This is a genomic window from Njordella calcicola, assembly GCF_056494125.1.
This window is the reverse complement of the sequence record NZ_CM151396.1, coordinates 3303760-3324373: the sequence shown is the minus strand read 5'-3', so window position 1 is coordinate 3324373 and position 20614 is coordinate 3303760. Positions and strand designations below refer to the sequence as shown.

The 20614-nt window shown below is 52.4% G+C and carries 13 protein-coding genes; 2 read left to right on the top strand and 11 right to left on the bottom strand.

The window, feature by feature from the left end; translation table 11 throughout:
* Positions 1–24 precede the first annotated feature (24 nt).
* Positions 25–2664 (bottom strand): PSD1 and planctomycete cytochrome C domain-containing protein, encoded by a 2640-nt coding sequence (locus tag SH302x_RS12625; RefSeq protein ID WP_479369040.1) that lies wholly within the window; start codon positions 2662–2664, stop codon positions 25–27.
* Between the two features lie 258 nt (positions 2665–2922).
* On the opposite strand from SH302x_RS12625, the gene SH302x_RS12620 reads away from it, so the two are divergent.
* Both SH302x_RS12620 and SH302x_RS12615 read left to right on the top strand, forming a co-directional pair.
* Positions 2923–5874 (top strand): DUF1553 domain-containing protein, encoded by a 2952-nt coding sequence (locus tag SH302x_RS12620; RefSeq protein WP_479369039.1) that lies wholly within the window; start codon positions 2923–2925, stop codon positions 5872–5874.
* A gap of 27 nt (positions 5875–5901) precedes the next feature.
* Positions 5902–7317 (top strand): DUF1501 domain-containing protein, encoded by a 1416-nt coding sequence (locus tag SH302x_RS12615; RefSeq protein ID WP_479369038.1) that lies wholly within the window; start codon positions 5902–5904, stop codon positions 7315–7317.
* A gap of 46 nt (positions 7318–7363) precedes the next feature.
* Here SH302x_RS12615 and SH302x_RS12610 read toward each other — a convergent pair whose 3' ends face one another.
* The 10 genes from SH302x_RS12610 to rbsD form a co-directional block, all read right to left on the bottom strand.
* Positions 7364–8602 (bottom strand): NAD(P)/FAD-dependent oxidoreductase, encoded by a 1239-nt coding sequence (locus tag SH302x_RS12610; protein WP_479369037.1) that lies wholly within the window; start codon positions 8600–8602, stop codon positions 7364–7366.
* Between the two features lie 320 nt (positions 8603–8922).
* Complete coding sequence (locus tag SH302x_RS12605; protein WP_479369036.1) at positions 8923–13074, bottom strand: ThuA domain-containing protein; 4152 nt, start codon at positions 13072–13074, stop codon at positions 8923–8925.
* Positions 13075–13816: 742 nt separating this feature from the next.
* Positions 13817–15142, bottom strand: a complete 1326-nt coding sequence (locus SH302x_RS12600; RefSeq protein WP_479369035.1) for a nucleoside hydrolase-like domain-containing protein — start codon at positions 15140–15142, stop codon at positions 13817–13819.
* Between the two features lie 58 nt (positions 15143–15200).
* Positions 15201–15380 carry a hypothetical protein gene (locus tag SH302x_RS12595; RefSeq protein ID WP_479369034.1) on the bottom strand — a complete coding sequence of 60 codons (180 nt, stop codon included), beginning with the start codon at positions 15378–15380 and terminating at the stop codon, positions 15201–15203.
* Positions 15377–15847: a nucleoside hydrolase-like domain-containing protein gene (locus SH302x_RS12590; RefSeq protein WP_479369268.1), complete on the bottom strand. Its 471-nt coding sequence runs from the start codon at positions 15845–15847 to the stop codon at positions 15377–15379. The genes SH302x_RS12595 and SH302x_RS12590 overlap by 4 nt, the downstream gene beginning before the upstream one ends.
* Before the next feature lie 26 nt (positions 15848–15873).
* Positions 15874–16851, bottom strand: a complete 978-nt coding sequence (locus SH302x_RS12585) for an ABC transporter permease (RefSeq protein ID WP_479369033.1) — start codon at positions 16849–16851, stop codon at positions 15874–15876.
* A 25-nt stretch (positions 16852–16876) separates the two neighbouring features.
* Positions 16877–18469, bottom strand: coding sequence for a sugar ABC transporter ATP-binding protein (locus SH302x_RS12580; RefSeq protein ID WP_479369032.1), 1593 nt, complete (start codon positions 18467–18469; stop codon positions 16877–16879).
* Positions 18470–18511: 42 nt separating this feature from the next.
* Positions 18512–19144, bottom strand: coding sequence for a DUF2291 family protein (locus SH302x_RS12575; RefSeq protein WP_479369031.1), 633 nt, complete (start codon positions 19142–19144; stop codon positions 18512–18514).
* A 2-nt stretch (positions 19145–19146) separates the two neighbouring features.
* On the bottom strand, positions 19147–20166 hold the full coding sequence (locus SH302x_RS12570) for a D-ribose ABC transporter substrate-binding protein (RefSeq protein WP_479369030.1): 1020 nt from the start codon (positions 20164–20166) through the stop codon (positions 19147–19149).
* A 25-nt stretch (positions 20167–20191) separates the two neighbouring features.
* A complete protein-coding gene (rbsD, locus tag SH302x_RS12565) occupies positions 20192–20599 on the bottom strand; it encodes a D-ribose pyranase (RefSeq protein WP_479369029.1) in 408 nt (135 codons plus the stop codon).
* Positions 20600–20614 lie beyond the last annotated feature (15 nt).

Here is a 20614-nt window from a genome sequence, read left to right as displayed (position 1 = left end):
GTAGTATGACACAAATCGCTTTAATCATTCGACATAACGAAACTCAGCAGTTGCAAAAAGCGATCTGGCGAGGCTGGCAAAGGCTTGAGCTTCGTCTCCCCGTAGCTCTTGGATCAGATGAATCGAGCTAGCAAGCTCCGACTCAGTAGGCCGACGACTTAGCACCGAACGAAACATCGCATCGATCTTCTCTTCACGACTACTGCTTTTCCCGGCCGCTTCGATAATCGACTTGGCAGTCTGGACTGCATACGTTTGCACTGACGAATTATTTAGCAAGAATAACGACTGCGTAGGAACGTTGGTCGAATCGCGTCGGCCTTGAACTGCAGAACCATCAGGAGCGTCAAACAATTCGAATAACTCGTACGCTTCCCCACGCGGGTATGCCAGAAAGACGCTGCGCCCTGTACGCCCCTCGGCAGAGATCGCGGTGCGTGTCACTTTGGAAAAGACGCTGTTCTTCAAACGTTGCTTGGACAGCCCTTCAGGCAACAATCGAACGACCCCGTCACCGGCTTCCGCGATCTCGCTGCCAAGCTGCATGTCTAAGTCCAGTTGGCCAGCCATCAGCAACATGGAATCCCGAATCGCTTCGGCGGGCAGGCGTTTACGATTGGCACGCCACAGCGTTATGTTCTCAGGATCCTTTTCGAAATTCGCCGCATCATGATCGCTGGACAATCGGTACGTACGGCTCAGCATAATTTCGCGGATGAGTGCCTTTTGGCTCCAGCCCTGGGCGACTAGTTGGGTTGCGAGGTAGTCTAGCAGTTCAAGGTTACTGGGCTCGCTGCCACTGGTTCCAAAGTTATCGACGGAGTCGACGATCGGCTCGTCGGTTATCCATGTCCAAATGCGATTGGCCGCCACGCGGGCTGTCATTGGATTATGCGAAGCGGTGATCCAACGCGCCAACTGCAACCGCCCGCTAGACTCTGGCGGTATGGCATATCGCTTCGTTTTTCCGAAGATTTCTGGAACGCTGCGTGGCACCGCTTCACCCGCTAAGGCTATTTCGCCACGTGCATAGAAGGGGCTGTCGGTAATGGAATCAAAGACGGTGCGTCCCGTCCTCTTGCGCAACGCGGTAACCATTCGAGGTGTTCTTGTGGGCTGCGCGGAATGGTCTTCAACACCCATGGCCAGTGCTAGCGGTTTACCAGCGTCATCCAACGCATTCAACTGCGACTTCAGCAAACCAACCTCTTCTTGAGTTCGTCGCAGTTCGCGAACAGAGCCTGTGTCTAGATCGTCATTCTTCTGTCGAGCCACGAAAAGCTCCCGCTGGAGTTGCGCTGCTCGAGCTTCCAACGTCGCCAGCTTTTCACGCTGCTTGATTAGCGTGCTTGCATCGACATCGGAATTCAGTTTTGCATGGTTCGATTGAGCGGGCAGCGTTTTGAGCGAACTTGCATTTTGATTCTGATTGCTACTGGTCGTAGTGCCAAAGAGCGTCTTGGTCGACAAGAAGATACCAGCGACAGCGGTATAGTCTCGCTGGGTCACGGGATCAAACTTATGATCATGGCACCTCGCGCAGGCAAAAGTAAGGCCCATCGTCGCTTGGAAGGTCGCGTCGATCTGTTCGTCCGCTTGATCAACGGCAAACTGCTGTGGGTTGCGTTCATTCAATGCTCTTGAACCAATAGCTAGAAAGCCAGTTGCGATCAGATTACTCGCCTTCTCCGCTTGAGATTTTGTTGGCAACAAATCGCCTGCAATCTGCTTTACCAGAAAATCATCATAAGGCTTATCTGCGTTGATCGCATCAATAACCCAATTGCGATACCGCCAAGCGTTCGGATAAGCAAAATTGACTTCGCGCCCCGTCGACTCCGCATAGCGTGCGACGTCCAGCCAGTGGCGTCCCCAATGCATTCCGAATTGCTCGCTGGCCAATAACGAATCGACCAAGTCAACGTAAGCTTGCTGAGGGCCCTTTGATTGCACGTTGGCATTGTATTGATCGGCTTGCTCGCGAGTCGGTGGCAAGCCGGTCAGATCATAGTACGCGCGACGCATCAGTGTTTCTGGCGATGCGTCCGCCACAGGACTGGTACCGGCGCGAATCTGAGCGGCCCGCACCAACTGATCGATCGGCTGTTTGGAAAAATCTGCATCGACGACGCTGGCCGCCGCGGCTTGAATAGGTTGATACGCCCACCAAGTTTTCAGAGCACTATAAAAGTCTTGGGTTTCTTTGCGTTCAAGTGATCGAGCATTGTCGGGACGAGGATCAGGAGCACCGGCTTGAATCCATCTTGCTAAAACGTTGATCTCTTGGTCCGAAAGCTTGTCGGCATGGTCTACCGGTGGCATCGCTTTGGCAGGCTTCTGATGCCGAACCGCCAACATCAGCAAACTGCGATCGGGACTGCCTGGAACAATGGCAGGTCCCGTCGTTCCGCCTTTGCGCAAAGCCGCAGCGGAATCCACTCGCAATCCACCCTCCGCCGCCCCCGCTTCGACGCTATGGCAGTCGTAACAATGCTTGATCAATAATGGCCTAACGCTGCTTTCAAAAAAATCCAGCTCTCGTTGCGATAGCTTCTTGGCATCTTGAGCGTGCGCCGATGAGAGGGCGAGCGCAACGGTCAACCAGCACGCAACGGATTGCAGCGTCGACAACCTGACGATGCCCTGTCGAACATAGATCTTCATGAATCGAACTCCAGTTTGCCCTAGCGTCACAGGTAAAGGGAATGGAACCCAAAAACCCACAACGTTCCGCCAATTGCCAAAAAAGTCAGTACAATGTTAGCATGCAGAACGCTAGCCTTGCCGCGGCGGTCGCATTTCCCGCCAATATTGCATCGGAAAGTCCAAACGGAGACAGTCGTGCATCTGATTTTCAAGAAATATTCGCAGGCCCCTTGCCGGATACGACTTACCCTTGCGACGCTCGCTTTTGCAGCTTGCTTGGCACACGCCACCCGGGTTCAGGCTGACGAACTCGCGCCGGATAAGCTCGCTTTCTTTGAAACCAACGTAAGACCGCTGCTGATCCAGCGCTGCCTGGAATGCCATGATCGAGCCGGAGAGATGAGCGGCGGCCTTGCACTTTCCGATCGCGATGGCATTCTCCAAGGCGGTGATTCAGGGCCCGCCATCGATCCGGCTGACTGGCAGAACAGTCGACTGCTGACAGCAATCAGCTACCAGGATCCTTACCTCCACATGCCCCCCGACAATCCGCTGACCGCAAAAGAGCAGCAAGTTCTGCGACAGTGGGTACAGGATGGTGCCATTGACCCGCGTGCCCCCCCCATCGATGCTACTTCAACTGGCAAGAAGAGTTCTGCATTACCGCTGGAACGCGCTCAAGAGCATTGGGCTTATCGGCCAATCCTAAAGGTAGCCCCGCTATTGGAAGCGGCGCCCCCAAGCTCGTTTGCCAGTCCAGCAGATCCATCGGCTTCAAATCTTTCCGCGATTGATCTTCTCTTGCAACCTGCAATCAAGCAACTTGCAATTAAGCCATTGGAACGCGCGCCAGCCCAAGTGCTGATGCGTCGTTTAAGCTTCGACCTTCTGGGATTGCCACCAACACCAGAACAGCTTGACAATGCCGAACAGTTACTGCGAGATGCAAATAGCTATCAACAAACGGTACAGCAGATGCTGGCGTCGCCACGATATGGCGAGCGATTCGCGCGGCACTGGATGGATGTCGTACGTTACGCCGATTCCATAACGCTGAGAGGCTTTCTGCTAGAGAACGCTTGGCGCTACCGCAACTACCTAATCGAAAGCTACAACCTTGACGTACCTTTCGATCAGTTCATTCGCCAGCAGATTGCCGGCGATCTACTGGCTGAACGCTATCCAGACGCGACAATCGAGGACCGGCAGCGATGGCTCGTGGCGACGTCTATGCTGCTGCTGGGAAATACCAATTTAGAGGAACAAGACAAAGCTCAATTAGATATGGACATCGTCGACGAACAATTGGACGTGATCGGTAAAGCGATTCTTGGTCAGACCATTACCTGCGCTCGTTGCCATGATCATAAGTTCGATCCAATTCCAACTGCGGATTATTATGCGCTGGCTGGTATTCTGAAAAGCGTGGTCACCGTAGAACATGCCAATGTGTCGTCGACGCTTGCCACCGCGCTGCCACTGGATGAAGTCACCCAGAAATATTTCGATCGACTGGACAGCGACCTAAAGGAACTGAAAGCCGAACAAGCTCGACTAACCAAAGAAATCAGCGATGAAAGTAAGTCGCCTGACCAAGTCAGCTCAAAAGCTTTACCGGGCATCGTGATCGATGATAGCGCCGCATTGAAGGTAGGCAACTGGCAACCGTCCACTTATACCAAACCTTATGTCGATCAAGGCTACGTGCATGACCAGAATCGAGACAAAGGCCAATCCAGTATCACCTTTATCGCAGAGAATGTCGCGCCCGGCGATTACGACGTTCGACTGGCTTATCAAGCAGATGCGAACCGCAGTCGGCAAGTCAAAGTCGTCGTGGCCAGCGCCGACGGCGAGTTTGATCATATCATTGACCAAAGCCAACCCGCTCCTATCGATCGCCTGTGGCTGGACTTGGGACGCTATCGTTTTGAACAAGATGGACAGGCCTACGTACTGGTGACCAACTCCGATTCGACCGGCCATGTAATTGCCGACGCGGTCCAGTTCCTGCCTGTGAAAGTGAATCTTCCGGATAAAGCCGCTGCCAGCGGCGACGGACAGCAAAACGTCGGACTCCTGCGCACAGCAACTCCCACCAGCGCCCTGCCAGACTCGAATGTCGGTTCAGAGCAAGCGAACCGCCGCGTCGAACGCGAGTCGCAATTGAAACAACTGAAGGAGCAGGTTGCTGACTTGGAAAAGCAACTCAGTCAGCGTCCACGTGCCATTGGCTTGCGTCAGGTCGAACCGGTAGACCTAGCAATCCATGTTCGCGGTTCGGTGCACTCCTTAGGCAAAACCGTACCACGCGGGATGCTTTCCTTCACCGAATTTCAGTCACTCATCGAACCTACCAGTCCAGGACGAATCGAGCTAGCCGAATGGTTGGTGGATGCTCGCAATCCTCTGACCGCCCGCGTTTATGTGAATCGCGTTTGGAAACATTTGATGGGCCGTGGCTTGGTGGCTTCGGTTGATAACTTTGGAACGACAGGCGAACCACCAACGCATCCAGAGTTGCTTGATTATCTTGCCAGTCAGTTCATGCAGCACAATTGGTCCACGAAATGGTTGGTCCAACACATCGTGCAGTCGCAGGCTTATCAGCGCTCCAGCCAACCTCCAACATCTCTCGATATCCTACCCGAACAGATTTCGCAAATGCAATCCTGTTACGCGATGAATGTGCGGCGACCGTTACCAGCCGAAGCCGTCCGTGATGCGGTCTTGATGCACAGCGGACAGCTAGTGTTGCTGCCTGATCAAGGCGACTTGATCCGCGGGCTGGCAAATGACTTTAACTACCAGCACTCATCCAACCTCCGCAGCGTCTACGTCCCTATTCTGCGAAATTCGAAGCATCCTGTGCTCTCATTGCTAGATGTCGCCGATGCTTCGACGGTGGTTGGCGTGCGCAATGAAACGATTGTCGCATCGCAAGCCTTGCTGTTTATGAATTCGCCCTGGGTCGCCGAGCAAGCAGACTTGATCGCTCAACGTTTCCCACTCGATCCATCAACCGATCGCAATGCGATAATCGCTAAAACTTGGCTCGCTGTCCTAGGACGCTCGATCTCAATGGAAGAATTGCAAGTGGTGCAGAACTACTTGCATGATCCACCACATCATTCAAGTAACACTGCGCTCGCAAGCCCTTTGCAAAACGCTTGGGCACAAGTTATTCACAGTTTGATCAGCTCTATCGAGTTTCGTTACCTTGATTAGCAATGTTCAGTCGATTCAGGAATCAACATGCAAACTTTCAATCGTCGACAGATTCTACGCACCACCGCGTGTGGATTCGGGGCCTTGGCCGCAACAGCGCTTGCGCATCACGATGCCGCAACACAACGGGGTTTCGCTTTAGAAAGCACTATCGTGCCACGCGCCAAACGCATTATCTTTCTCTTTATGCAGGGGGGCGTTAGCCAGATCGACAGCTTTGATTACAAGCCGCTGTTGTCTAAACGCAATGGCGAGAATTTAGGCTTCGCCGATGCTCGTACCATTGCCAAGACGGGCGTCCGTGACAGCAGCCAACGCGTGATGGGCAGCCCCTGGAATTTCGCTCAACATGGCCAAACCGGAAAATGGGCCAGCGATCTGTTTCCGCACCTTGCGCAAAAGGTCGACGACCTGTGCTTCATTCATTCGATGCACACCGAAGGCGTTGCGCATGGACCAGCGACCCTGTTTCTCCACTGCGGATCGACCAACTTTGTACGCCCCTCCTTCGGCTCTTGGGTATTGTATGGCCTAGGTTCCGAAAATGAGAACCTTCCCGGCTTTGTTACCATCGCGCCATCCATTGGGAACGGTGGACCGCGGAATTATGGAAATGCTTTCTTGGATGCAAAATTCCAAGGCACGGCGCTTGGTTCCGCAGACTCGAGTGCTCACGGCTTGACGATAGAGAATCTTCAACGCCAAATGGGCTCCAGCCAAGACGCTCGCAAACAGTTTGAACTTACCCAGCAACTCAATCGCCTGCAAGCTCGGCGTGATCTGACTCACGATAGCCGCATGGAAGCGATCATCAATTCATATGAACTCGCTTGGCGTATGCAGTCCTCAGCGCCGCAATTGTTAGACATCCAAGACGAGAGCCAGCAGACGTTGGCGATGTATGGAATTGGAGAGAAAGAAACCGACACTTTCGGCCGTCGATGCTTGTTAGCACGCCGACTATGCGAATCCGGCGTGCGTTTCATTCAAGTCAACTACGGTGATAACTCTGCCAACCCCGCTTGGGATCAACACTCGAATTTAGAGAAGCATGGGAAGCACGCGGTCGCAACTGACAAACCCGTTGCCGGATTATTAGAAGACCTTCGCCAACGCGGCTTACTTGAAGACACCATCGTGTGGTGGGGCAGCGAGTTTGGACGTACACCTTACGCTGAAAACAATGGCACTGGTCGCGACCACAACCCGGGGGGATTCACCATGTGGCTGGCTGGTGCCGGTGTCAAGCAAGGGTTCTCCTACGGCCAGACCGACGAATTCGGCCACAAAGCAATCGTCGATTTAGTGCATATGCACGATCTCCACGCCACGTTGCTACATCTGCTGGGCATCGATCACGAACAACTTACCTATCGATACGCCGGTCGCGACTTTCGTCTGACCGACGTCTATGGCCGCATTGTCAAAGGCATTTTAGCTTGAGCGGCATCTAGCGACGCCCGGCCAAGGTCAAGTTGAAGCGTACTGTTTACATCGCCTTGGATTCGGCGAGCGCAGGATCCATTTCATCGAACATGGTACCCACGCCATCATAGAAGATGCGCCCGATGAGCAGGTCGGTCAGGTTCCCACGGAACTGAGGGTTCTCACGCATGAAACTGCCGAAGCTGAACTCTTTGGTATAGAACGCTTCGACTAGCTTTCGCACCCAGTTCGCGCCACTCTTAAAATCATCGCACCAGCTAGACAATTGCGTTTCGGATAAGTCATCCTTTTCAAGGCCAGCGATCACCGCATCCGCCGCTCGCTCGCCAGTGACCATGGCAAAGAACACACCGGAAGAATAAATCGGATCGATAAACCCAAACGCATCACCGATCAGAACCCAACCTGGGCCCGCGTGCTGAGTGGTATGATAGGAGTACTCTTTCGCTACGTGCGGCTTGTCGATACGAGTTGCATTCGCCAGACGCGGTAGCAACCCTGGACAAATCGCAACTTCATCAGCGTACGTCTGCTCGACGTCCGTGCCGCGCTTCAGCATGTAGTCGTTGTCGCCAACGCAACCGATACTTGTCACGCCGTCCGATAGCGGGATAAACCAAAACCAACTGTCCTTCTTCTCCGTGTGTAAGATGATGGTTGCGCCCGCATTGTCACCGGGATCACGTACCGCATCTTTCCAATAGCTCCAAATCGCCGCCTTCTTGAGATGTGGGTCGACTTTTTTTAGCCCCAACTTACTGGCGACCAGCGATTGTTGGCCGGAGCCGTCCATGACCACTTTGCACTTGATTTCCGACGTGTTACCAAACTTGTCTTTGATTACTACGCCAGTGCATTGGTCGCCGTCGAACAAGATATCCAGCACTCGCGTTTCATCGCGGCAATCGGCCCCCAGTTCGCAGGCTCGATCGAACAACATCTTGTCAAATTCGGCCCTTTCCACTTGCCACGTCAAACTGCTTTCGCGGGGATCATGTTGTTGGAAGAAAAAGGGTTCAGAGTCTTTGCCGTTGTAAGTGACGAACTGCACACTGTGCTTCCGCATGAATTTTGACTGCTTCATGCGGTCGATCAATCCAAGTCGTTGCAGTGGCCAGAAAACCTCCGGCATCAACGACTCGCCGACGTGGAAACGTGGGAATTTTTCACGTTCGACCAGCAAAACGCGATGTCCGGCTTCGGCGACCAAAGCGGCGGCGGTGGCCCCTGCGGGCCCGGCACCGATGACGACACAATCGAATTCATCATTACGTTGGATCATTTTCTTCGCTCCTGGAAGGCTGGTGCAGTTGCGGTCGTACCGAACTAGATATCGGACGCACCGCTGTTACCTGTTAGAACAATACCTGTTTTAACAAGTTTTCGTCAAAAAAGCAAGTTGGCTGTCTAGAACACCAAGCCTTAGCGCACCAAGCCTATTGCGAAGCCTGGCCTCAAGGCCCAGCTTCGCAGTCCGCATCGCAGCGCGATCCAAATCCCCCAGGGCTCGCGGGCTGTTGATCTAGTGACAGTCGCTTCTCGCTTCGCAAAATCGCTAGTACCGCAGCAGTTGACGCAGCGGTAAATAAATACTCTGCCACTTCACATTCCAATCCGAGCGCCCAGAGTCACGAGCTCATTGAACCGGTCGACAGGCTCGTTCGCTGTCCAGGCCATGCCTCGCAACAACAACGCTCGGAAGATTGGGTCGTCAAACGTCCAGCTATAATGCCCTGGAATACTCACGAAGACGCGCCCCTTTCCTCGCTCATACGCCCAAACTTGTGGCGTCGCAGCTCCGTCTTCCACGCTGGTCGCAAACAGCGTGACATCTTGCAGATTCCCAGTTAACCGCCAGTAGCTTTCATCATACAACTCTAATGGATCGATGTTGCGCATAATCGGATGGTCGGTATTGTGAACCTGCAAGCTCAGTGGGCCGTGTCGATAACCAACGCTGCCACCTTTAGACGCCAAGCCAATGCGTTGAGAAAAATCAACGACACGGTCGTCGCCATTTACGGCCCAATGGATGTAGGTTGCTCCGCCCCCTCGTTCAAAATAGGCATCCATCTTCTTTTGTCGCTCATCATCCCAAGCGCCTTTCTGAAAGAAGACCAACATATCGGCCCTAGAAAGTTGATCGTCGTTTGGGAATCCCCAAGCGGCTTCGACAGACGTCTGCTGTGCTGCAACAAGCAATTGCCCCCATTGCAGTTGCCAGGCAGGATAGTCGTGTTCGCCTGGTCCGTGATCTTTGTCGCCCGCGACCAGCACAATGTTAAGCATCCGGAGTTCTTCGGGAAGCTTTTCGGCACCAGCTAGCACTTTCGCAACCTCCGCCCGCGTGCGAACGGGCGGAGCGTCCAGGGGCGAATCCAGCGGCATACTTGGCGGAGCTGTCAGCAGGAACGTCATCAAGTCGCGCATTTGATCCGCTGTTAGTTTTTCATCGAGACCCTTTGGCATAATGGAAACTTCCGCAGGCTTCATCGATTCGATCTCGTCTCGGGCAATTCGAGTGACCTTACCAGTGGCATCACCCAAGTAAAGTTGATTGTTCTCTGTCCGTAGCACACCCGTCAGGATCCGATCGTCCTTCATCAATAAAACTTGCCCGAGATGATCGGGATTGATGGCGAAACTGGGGTTCTTGATATCCCGTAAAACGGAAGCGTAATCGCGGTGTACTAGGTTTGTTAGGTCGGGTCCGATTATTTCACCGGGGCCATGAATCGCATGGCATTTAAAGCAACTAGCAGCTTCACTATGAAATACTCGACGGCCACGGCCCCAGCTTCCGCCTTCGATCTCAGCGATCGCGGCTGGTTCAGATAAAGTCTGCGTTCCATGTAACTCGGTCGTCCAAGGTAAAAAGAATCGACGCAGCGGTAACGCGCGTTGCCGAGCGTCTTCATTGGTCGAAACGGACACTGTCCAGTCGAGCTTTGCGTTCTCTTCAACGCTGATTAGCATTTCAAACGGAACTTGACGAAGGTTGCTCTTAGCCAACTGAATTGTTGCGATGTAGCCCGCTTCGCTTCTCTCCCCTGCTCGTTCGGTGTTGTCGGCAACCGTAAACTTGAAGGGCTGCGACGATTGGATGTGCAGGCTCACAATCTCTTCCGGCCATTGGTAATCAATCGAAGAGCCTGGCTGGATGGCGGGGCGAAGTATGTCTTGAAGATCAAGCTTCGTCTTCAAAGTCAAATCGCCACCAACGGAAATCAATTCGCGAAGCTGATCATGTGACGCGCTTTGCTGAGTGAACTCGTTGCTCACTTGCCAATCGATATGCGGTAACCAGCCTTGCCACTCCAAAGTGTCAGAACTTTTGCTGGGCTGGCTGGCAACAAATTTGGCCTCGACTCCGGTGAGTGCAAAGTCGACATCGATCGAGTTGTGCTGACTGCCTGTCGCGGAAGTACTCGACGGCGCAACTTTGTTATCGATCTGTATCACATGGAAGGGAATCGAGATCGCGAAGTGCGTATTCGCCAACATAGGATCTGTCTGGAGCAGCAAGTTACGGCGGTCGGCGGAAATCGCCATGCCTCTCACGTTCAGTTTGTGTCTGGGAGCAACCGCCTGACGTTGGACTACTGCGTAGGGTGGTATGAGAGTTTCGAATTGGTCGCCGGCTCGCACGTAATCGCCAAAATGGACTTCGATTTTGTCGGCGATTCCTTGCAGCATCATTGGATCAAGTGGACTATCAAATGCGATTTGAATCTCACGCTCCGAGTTCGCCCAAACGTTGGACGGCCGCGCGGCGTTTGAGTCTCGCATATGAATGCGATACAGTTTTCCTATCCCAGTCGGCCCGGTGCCCCAATCAGGCGGGCCACTATGGCAGGCTACCACCAAATCGCCGTTAGGTGCCACACAAGCGTCGACGGTTAACATTTGCAAACAAGCGAGCAACTGTGTATCGGCTACATAACCGTGGGCTGATTTGCTAAGTTGTGTTCTCCAGATTTTTCCACGCGATTCGCCGCACACGAGAGCTTGATCGGCCCACCAAGTGGGACCAAAGACGGGGCCGTTATTCACGGGTTCATTAAACACCATGCCGCATGTCGATTGATGTTGAGGGCCATAATCGAAGACCGATGGCTCGTCTAACACGCCAGGATTGTGGCGAGGGTGTCGCGGCGGAAAACCATAGTGCTTGTTAGGCTCGATATGCAACAGTTCATCGAACGGATTGCCGTTAGGTAGCCACGTCGCACCTTCTTGCTCGCTGCAAAACAAGTCGCCATGCTTGTTGAAGGCAAATGCGATTGGAAAGCGGATGCCAGTACAAATGGTCTCTCGTGATTTAAAGTCTGCCGAAACGCGTTGGACAGTGCCGCGGTCACTCTTGATGTCGTACTTGGCTATGCCAGATTCATCTACAAGGTAAGCGTTCGAGTAATCTGCCGTTCCCAATCCGAAATAGAGATTCCCGTCTGCGTCCATTGTGAGCCCCGTGGCGTCAACGTTCTGGACTATTTCGTTCCAACCGGAGGCGACGACGATTTCTTCGTCTGCGATGTCGTCGCCGTCTTTATCGACGATTAACGACAGCTTGCCTTTGCTGGGCGTAAAGATCCCTTGGCCGTGAACGTAATCCGGGGGCGTGACCACCATCCCAATGGGACCGCGCAAATTGCCTTCATTCTTCCAAAACAGTTTAGCTTGATCCTCTAAACCGTCGCCGTCGGTATCGCGCAGCAGATGAACGTCCCCGTTGTAGCCCAGCGCGAGCAATGCTCCATCCTGGCGAAATCGTACATTGTTGATGTTGGTTAGTTCGAGCGGGATCTCGAGCACTTCAAAACCAGGCACAAGCATTTGTATGGCCGGCGGGTTCTCGACCTTCACAAATTCTACTGGTTCGCCTTTTAGGTTCAGTTCCTGAGGAAGTCGTTCGGCCAACGATTGATGCTTGGTCATTAAATATGACTCTACCGCAACCGTTTCATCGATGCTTAATGTCCGATTGAAGACGAGCACTTCTGCAATATCGCACTTCAATGGTCGTTGGACTTGTTGGTTGCTGGGGCCGATAGGGAAGTAGCGAGCACCGAGAGTGAATTCAGCAAGCGAAACTTGCGAAGGTCCAAGCGAGCGCTGCCCGGTCTGTTTGCCATCGACGCGAAGACTTACAACTTGCTTACTCGGATCCATAATCATGACGATCGTGCGGAGCGAGCCAAATTCGAAATTGGAATCGAGCAAATCGGCCGCACCACCGAACCCAAGGCCTTCCGCATTCAGGTTATCAAACTTACGTGTTGGGCCAGGGCCGAGATCAAGATTGAAGCCTGATTGGTAGTCGCGTTGATTGCTGCCGTTGGCTGCAAAGAATCCAGCGAAATCCCCGACATTTTCATGAGGCGCAGCAACGAGAAAAACGCTTACTTGATCCGCTTGAGCATCGTTGCCGACACTGCGTAAGAAGTCATCTTGGCCGTCAAAACGCACCACGAAGTCTTCACCGACTTTGACAAGCGACGGCCGCGCTGATTCGATTGGTTGCGTGAACACTTTTGTGCGTTCCGCAGCATCCGGCCAGTTGGCGACCGCAACCGGGTCTGTCGACTGATCGGCATTGAGCTGATTTGCAAGAGCACTCGCGTCCAACCAGAGGACAAGACCATCTCGCACACTGAGCTGCGCGCGAACTTCTGGGATATTTGCCGCCAGCAGCAGAGCAGTAGCAGCTAATGCGAGAATTCGACGATGGCTATGCTCGATACGCAGCTTCACGGTAAGTCGACCTATTTGTAATAGGGAGGGAAGACGCGTTGAGCGATTGTGGTTCGCTATGCGTCGTTTTCAGCGGGGGGGACCGGCGGCATGGCCGGCTCTATAGTATGACTTATCGCGCCGTTGTCGGATACAACCGGTGTTGAATAAGTTGAGTTAGACCACATTGCAGGGCGATCAGAATTCCGCTCCGCATTTTTCGGACGATTTTCCGTCAGCCGACAGGTGTACTTGTTCCGCTTCAACCTCCCGCTCGAGAGGGTCGGACGCGAGTTCCGCGAGCGTCCGGGGAGGGAGCACCATGACAACGCCCACTCACCAACTGAGTTCGCATCGTCTTCGTTTAACCGTCAGCCGTCAGGCGTACGCGTTTTCCCCTTCACCGTCCCGCTCGGGAGGGTCGGACGCGAGTTCCGCGAGCGTCCGGGGAGGGTGCATCGTTCGTAGTCCCGGCTTTAGCCGGTCTTAGTTCGTAGTCCCCGCTTTAGCCGGATGCACGCTTTAACCATAATACCATTCCGCCTGAAGGCGGTACTACAAACAGTAGCCGTACGCGTTCTGCTTCAGTTGTTAGGCCGCTACGTCTCAGCGCACCAATCCCATTGCGTACACTGGGCACAAGGTTCAGCTTTGCATTCCAATCGCAGCGACATTTTGATTGTGAAGGTGAGTTCTGAGCGACCGTTGGGCTTGCCCCAACGCGTCGCAACAGGATTGGTGCGCTAATTTCTAAGATTTCGAGCTACTCCTTCGCGAAACGAGCACAACGGTCCATTCTCTCCGCAAAATCAGCAAGGTAGTTTTGTCTCCATTGGCTTACAGACTTTGCTCCAAGATGTTCGCCAACTGCCATCGACGGTTCGGGGGTATCGGTCCACCAGTTGGTGAGTTTGGATTCAGGTGGCTGAGGTGTTCTCATGGAACGAGCAACGGCTGTGATCTCGCCGGATTGCCCATTCAACTGCGGTTGGTTGCTGACGAGTTTGTACTGATACGTCTTTGCAGCCTTTGGACAAAAGCGAAATCGCACCGTTCCGTCCCCAATTGAGTAGCCCTCAAGTTCCTGGTTCTCAATGATCATTTTGGCAGCCAAGCTCGTTTGGATTTCGCTTCTCGAGGAAAACTCAAATTCCACGACGCCAAAAAGTTCAACTTCGTCGCTGCGATTTGTCAATCTTGTAAACCTTTTGTGCGGAAGTTCGTCCGAACGAATAAACTGGCCTCCCCATCCGGGTTGCTGTGGGCGACCAGGATCTCCCACTAAAAGCCAAGCTACTGAAGGCGAGTCACCCATTTTTAAGTTTGGCATTTGTTGAACAAAGAATTCGCCCAACGCTCCATGTTGCGCAATATGTTGTCGAACAAACTCGGTATTCCCCCATTGTCCATCTTGAACGCCTCCATTAAACCAACCGCGGTATGTCGAGTTCGCTTCGATAATCCACAAATTTGGATAGTTGTCGGCGATATACTGATAGGCATCAACCGACCACTTCTTGTTCGGGCCACCGATAAAGTAGATACGCAGTTTTGGCAATATCTCGGGCGCATCATGTAGCGCCTGGGCGAGATCCTCTAGACCACCCCAAACAAGGACGTGAAGTGGACGGGGATCATCACGCTTGGCGCATTCAACGATCCAGCGCGAACCTTCGGTAGAAAAGCGAACACCCGAATAGGGCGCGCAATCGATCTCACCCTGTTTTGTAATACTCCGTAACATTGCAGGTTGGGGATACCGATCCGACCAGCTACGCAGCCTCTCGTAATCTTGTTCATAGCAGTCGATGACTTCGAGTATGTGTTGCTTACGTCCTGGTCCAAAAGGTGACGAGATGAGCCCCTCAAGGTCGATGACATCGGAGTATACCAATAGATGCACGAGTGATTGAAAATCGTCAGGGTCAGTTCCGCCGATATCCGTTGAAACGATTGCGCGATGCCGATCACCAAACAATGCCCCGTGAGCCATTGAACTGGATTCAGCGTTGGTTTTCGATTGGGCACAAACTACTCCTGCAGAGATAATGACGTAGAGAATCGCTAGCGGTTTTAGAATTTGAATCATGATGGTGCTATATTTGAACGGTAAAAAGAAGACGCAACTACTCGATGTTCAATAAAACTCATTGGTAGCCAACCAGCGCTGGTGTTCCATTGTCAGTAACTTCGAGAATAATCTGGACCTGCTTGCCTCGCTCGTTAGGAACAACGAAGCTTGCCCTATCCATGGAATTGTCATTGGCAATTTTAATAACCGAATTGGCTGAGTCTGCATCGGCATATTGCCACCAGCGGAACGTCACTTGGTCTCCATCGAATCATCGAAAACGCTCCGTCCTCCCCAACCTCCAAGCGAGTAGTCTCGGGAAGCGTCAAGGCCATTGTTGACCAAGTGCAAGAACGCTGGAGTGTCGCCTTCGCTAATGTATTTTTGTGGATAGAGCGCACCGAGTGGTCCATGCCCAACTGTAACGTGCGAGGTGACCCACTCTGGCTTCATCAGCTCTTGCACAAAGGGTGGGTTCGCGCTGAGTTTGCCGGGCTTACGGGCATGATCATAGCTTTCATAATCCCACACGTTATCCCACTGATAGGCCTCATTGATATAAGCCTCAGGGACATTCTCTTGAATCCATTTACCACCATCGTCTTGGTACCAGATGCAGTAGATTCGAATGCGTGAGACTGCATAGTCGAATTGTTCTTTTGAGTACTCTGTTTTTAGTTCCCACAGCGCTGAAGCGGTCGTATTGGCTCCGCCCCAAGACAGCAGTTTTAAAGTGAATCAGTTTCAGCTTACTCATGGGACTCGCGCCTTCGATCGATGGCGACTGCCACAAGAATGACAGCCCCCTTGACGACTTGTTGCCAAAAAGGAGAAACATTCAGAAGCACAAGCCCACTGTTTAACACGCCAATAATTAAGCAGCCGATAACGGTCCCCAAAATGGAGCCGCGGCCTCCAGACAGCGATGTGCCACCGATTACAACCGCTGCGATACAGTCAAGTTCATATCCAGTGCCCGCGTTTGGTTGCGCGGAGTCCAGTCTTGAGGTCATAATCAGCCCGGCAATTGCTGAAAGCGCTCCCGCTAACGTGTATACAGTCACCTTGATGCCGCTCACATTTAAGCCAGATAGCTTTGCTGTCACTTCATTGCCGCCAATTGCATAGATGTAACGACCCAGACGTGTCTTCTTGGTAACTAAAACAAAGATGCCAACCAGTATGCCTGCGATCCAAACCGGCGCGGGAACACCGGCATACGCTCGTGTTCCCAGAACTGCAAAATCATCTCCTAGACCCGTAATCGGAAATCCCTTGGTCCACAGCATCGTCAGCCCCCGTGCAATACTGAGCATGCCTAACGTTGCCACGAACGGAGGAATCTTCAACCTGGTGATCATCACGCCATTAAACCACCCAAGAAACGTACCCACACAAAGTCCAGCAACGATCGCTCCCCAGACCGTGAACTGAAGCTCTACGCCCAACCAAGGGATCGGAACGGCACTTTTGATTAAGCCTGCAGTAACCGCACCCGTGAATGCCAGGACCGAACCGACAGAAAGATCGATGCCACCCGATACGATGACCATGGTCATCCCGATGGCAAGGCAGACATTCACAGAGATCTGACGCAATATATTCCAGCCATTCGCCGCTGTCAGAAAGCGGTCTGACAAAAGGCTCATCGCGACAATCATGAGTATTAGCACTAGCAGCGATTGAAAGCGGCTGGCATAGTGAAAAAGTTTTTGTTGATCGGACATTAAAGTGTTCAGAGTAAGTTTCTGTTTAGTTTGTATTGGTGTTGAACGCGTCGGTTGGTTTGGAGTTTTTCGTCACCACCGCTGCGGTTGCTGCCTGTTTGGGCACTGCCGCCAGCATCAGCAGTTCCTCGCTCGCGTCGTTTCGATCGAACTCTGCGGTCTTGCAACCTTCGCACATCACGAGGAAGCGATCGGCGATTCCCAGCAGTTCTGGCAACTCCGATGAGACAACAATAACGGCCATGCCTTCCCTTTTTAGTCGATCAATCAATGCATAGATCTCACGCTTGGCGTTTACGTCAATCCCGCGCGTGGGCTCGTCAAGCATCAGAACGCGAGGCATTCTTGAGAGCACTTTCGATAGAACCACTTTTTGCTGATTGCCGCCGCTGAGTGTTCGAACTGGTTGCGTTACCGTGGGCGTCTTAATCGCAAATTGTTGCACATAGCTTTCAGCATGATTGCGCTCACGATGGTTGCTAAGAATTCCACAGTTCGTCATGTTTTGCAGATTAGACAAACTGATGTTCTGTTCAACGCTCATCGACAGAATCAAGCCTTGGTGTTTACGATCCTCGGGAACTAGCCCCAGCCCTAAGCGGATAGCTTGAGCGGGCGAGTTGATGGTTGTGGATACACCGTCAATCGCGATCTTGCCAGACATTTGCTGAGCATGTAAGCCATAAATCGCTTCAAGCAGTTCCGTTCGGCCGCTACCCATCAAGCCAAAAATCCCCAGCACCTCGCCACCATACGCGTCGAACGTGAAGTTATCGACGACAGGCCGCGCCGTGTTCTTCCGGGTCAGGGTTAGCGAGTCCACTCGCAGACGCTCGCAACGCTGCTGCAGGGGAGGTGAATGGACGTAAAGATCTTTCAGTTCTCGACCGACCATCAACCGCACGATCGTGTTGCGATCCGCCTGAATTGTCTGAACCGTCTGAACAAACTGGCCATCGCGTAGTACGGTGATTCGGTCTGTGATCTCAAGTAGTTCATCTAGCTTATGCGACACATATACAATCGAAATGCCAGAGTTACGAAGCGATGTAATTAATCGGAAGAGAGCGGCGACTTCTGTATCGCTAATCGCAGATGTAGGCTCATCCATGAAGATAACTCGAGCCTTGCAGTTGATTGCTTTGGCAATCTCAACGACTTGTTGTTGCCCGACCCGCAGGCGGTGGACCACGGAGCGGGGGTCAATCGAGGGATCGAGTTCTGCAAGCAATTCGTGACACCTGCGTTCTTGTTCCTTCAATCGAATGAGACCTGCTTTTGAAACTAGCTCTCGCCCGAGAAAGATATTCTCTGCAACAGTCAGATAGGGGACGAGATTGAGCTCCTGATGCACCAGTGCGATCCCTCGATCGTTTGCATTACGTGGACTCGACAACTGAATCGGCTGATCGTCCAAGCGAATCACGCCCTCGTCAGCTTGGATGATGCCAGCGAAAATCTTCATCAACGTTGATTTTCCGGCACCGTTCTCACCAATCAATCCATGAACCTCGCCGACATGGACCGTGAAGTCCACTTGATCTAACGCAACAACCCCAGGATACCTCTTAGAGAGCCCTTCGCCTGCTAGTAAAAATCGTTGGCTGGCTGATGTCATGATGAATCGTCGACGCGTTACGTCCTTGAATGACGTTTAGCTTTACTGAGATACCCTCAATTGAATTGGAATAAGGCACAAGGGATCCAGGTCTGACTCACCACCAACCTTCCCGCACCCAACGAAGTCGACGAGGGCTCCGTCTTTAATGAGCTCACGATTTGGAGCTATGACAGCTTGTTCGACTTGGCGATTTAGCTCGGATGAAAAAGAGTTGAAGTCCTGTGAATTAGAAAACTCACTCGCCTTCACACCAATCGCCTCACGTACCGTACCATCGACAACAATGCCGAGTTCTAAGCAAACGCGGCGTTCGCTGCCTTGAATGAATACAGTCGCACGATCATTTCTGATCGACTCGACAGTTCCACTTCCTTGAACGCAGAAGTAGACCGCGCCACCCAGTCCTGCTTGCTGGCCGAATTGCTTCTTGGCGCTAGCCGCGTCGGCAGCATAGGATTCCCACAACTGCCTTACGTCCGTCGCCCTCGTGGCGTAATCTTTCAATGGACGAGGTTGCATCTTGGCTTCTGATTCACCACTCGTAGCTTTGGCTCCCGCAGCCTTCGCAGCACTTCCACCGAGTTGGCGAATGTGAAATAGCGGAAAAAACCAACATAGAACCACAAGAATTCCAAGAAGCCCGCTGAAAACGAATCGCCGCCTGTTCGACATGGTTACTCCTTTTTGCCAAACCCAACAAACTCTGCAATATTCTGCTGAGTCACCAGGTCCACGCTGACGGGAATCTTCTGTTCAAAGTCTCTCTTGCCGTTCACTAAATACTCATAAGCATATTCAGCCGCAGTGGTCGCCATCAATTTGGGATACTGCATAACTGTCGCTGCAATCTTTTTTTCGCTAATCGATCGGATCACGTCGTCCGAACCGTCATAGCCGAACACCTTCACCGAGTCTGCTTTACCAGCCGCTAACAGAGCTTGATATGCTCCCATCGCCATCGCGTCATTACCACAAAATACGGCACTAATATTGTCCTGCGACTGTAAAATTGATTCCATCACCTCCATCGCTTTGCTACGATCGAAGTCAGCACTTTGTTGCGCCACCATTTTCAGGCCTTCGTAACGATCAACCACGGCATGAAAACCCTTCGAACGGTTCCAGGTGTTATTGTCTGCAACTAAGCCGAGCAACTCAACATATTCCCCTTGTTCACCAACCGTCTCAACAAAGTACTTGCCGAGGGCGATACAGCCAGAGTAATTGTCCGAGAGAAGTTGCGTGGTTGCAGCATCGCTCGAGTTTATTTCGCGATCAATACAAAATACCGGCACTCCCGCTTCCTTGGCTCTCTTCACATTTGCGATAGAACCATCGGCATCCGTCGGATTAAAGATGATCGCGGTAAATCCAGCGGCCATCGCGTTGTCAAAGTGTGCAGCCTCTTTGGCGGTATCGTTCTGTGAGTCAAAGATCGTCGCTTCGCACCCCAGTTCAAGCGCACGATCGCGAGCTGTTTCACCTAGAACCACAAACCATGGATTGTTGAGAGTCGATATGATCACGGCTATTTTCAGGGACTTCTTCGGAATCGCTTCTTTTGATAGCTCATTGATGTTACCTGATTCCTCACCCGTTGTTGTTGAGGACGAGTTGGAACAGCCGGTGATGCCAATGGCAAGTACGCAGATTGCAAGAAGTAGTAGCTTCAAGCTGCTTTTTAAACGATACATGATTTCCGCCTTCAAGTTATCCAGACTAAAACACCACACCTGACCTAAGTATTACGTTTGCATACGGAGTGCACTCACCCGTCCTCACTATCGCTTCGCTATCACGCGTCATCCGCTTGAATTGATCATGCGAAACTTCAGTAACAACGGGTTCCATGCCATGCTTCTTAAATGCCTCCAACATAGCATGATAGACGGCGGGGTTGCTTTGATGGATCTCGCTGGCGACGACAATTTCTTCGACCTGCATTTCACTTAGCAATACATCTAGCGTCCGAATGAACGATGGATAACCATCTTCAATGGCCAGGTCGATACGTTTGACTTCGCCAGGAATCGGCAGCCCTGCATCGCATAAAACGATCGAGGACGAGTGGCCGATTCGGCTTATCGCGTAACTCAATTCACTGTTCAACAACCGTCCGCGTTTCATGTGGCTTAAATCTCC

Excerpts from the sequence above, each read along its gene's own strand:
- SH302x_RS12610 (WP_479369037.1), bottom strand. The coding sequence starts at position 8,602 with ATGATCCAACGTAATGATGAATTCGATTGTGTCGTCATCGGTGCCGGG.
- SH302x_RS12585 (WP_479369033.1), bottom strand. The coding sequence starts at position 16,851 with ATGTCCGATCAACAAAAACTTTTTCACTATGCCAGCCGCTTTCAATCG.
- SH302x_RS12615 (WP_479369038.1), top strand. The coding sequence starts at position 5,902 with ATGCAAACTTTCAATCGTCGACAGATTCTACGCACCACCGCGTGTGGA.
- SH302x_RS12625 (WP_479369040.1), bottom strand. The coding sequence starts at position 2,664 with ATGAAGATCTATGTTCGACAGGGCATCGTCAGGTTGTCGACGCTGCAA.
- SH302x_RS12580 (WP_479369032.1), bottom strand. The coding sequence starts at position 18,469 with ATGACATCAGCCAGCCAACGATTTTTACTAGCAGGCGAAGGGCTCTCT.
- rbsD (WP_479369029.1), bottom strand. The coding sequence starts at position 20,599 with ATGAAACGCGGACGGTTGTTGAACAGTGAATTGAGTTACGCGATAAGC.
- SH302x_RS12600 (WP_479369035.1), bottom strand. The coding sequence starts at position 15,142 with ATGATTCAAATTCTAAAACCGCTAGCGATTCTCTACGTCATTATCTCT.
- SH302x_RS12570 (WP_479369030.1), bottom strand. The coding sequence starts at position 20,166 with ATGTATCGTTTAAAAAGCAGCTTGAAGCTACTACTTCTTGCAATCTGC.
- SH302x_RS12575 (WP_479369031.1), bottom strand. The coding sequence starts at position 19,144 with ATGTCGAACAGGCGGCGATTCGTTTTCAGCGGGCTTCTTGGAATTCTT.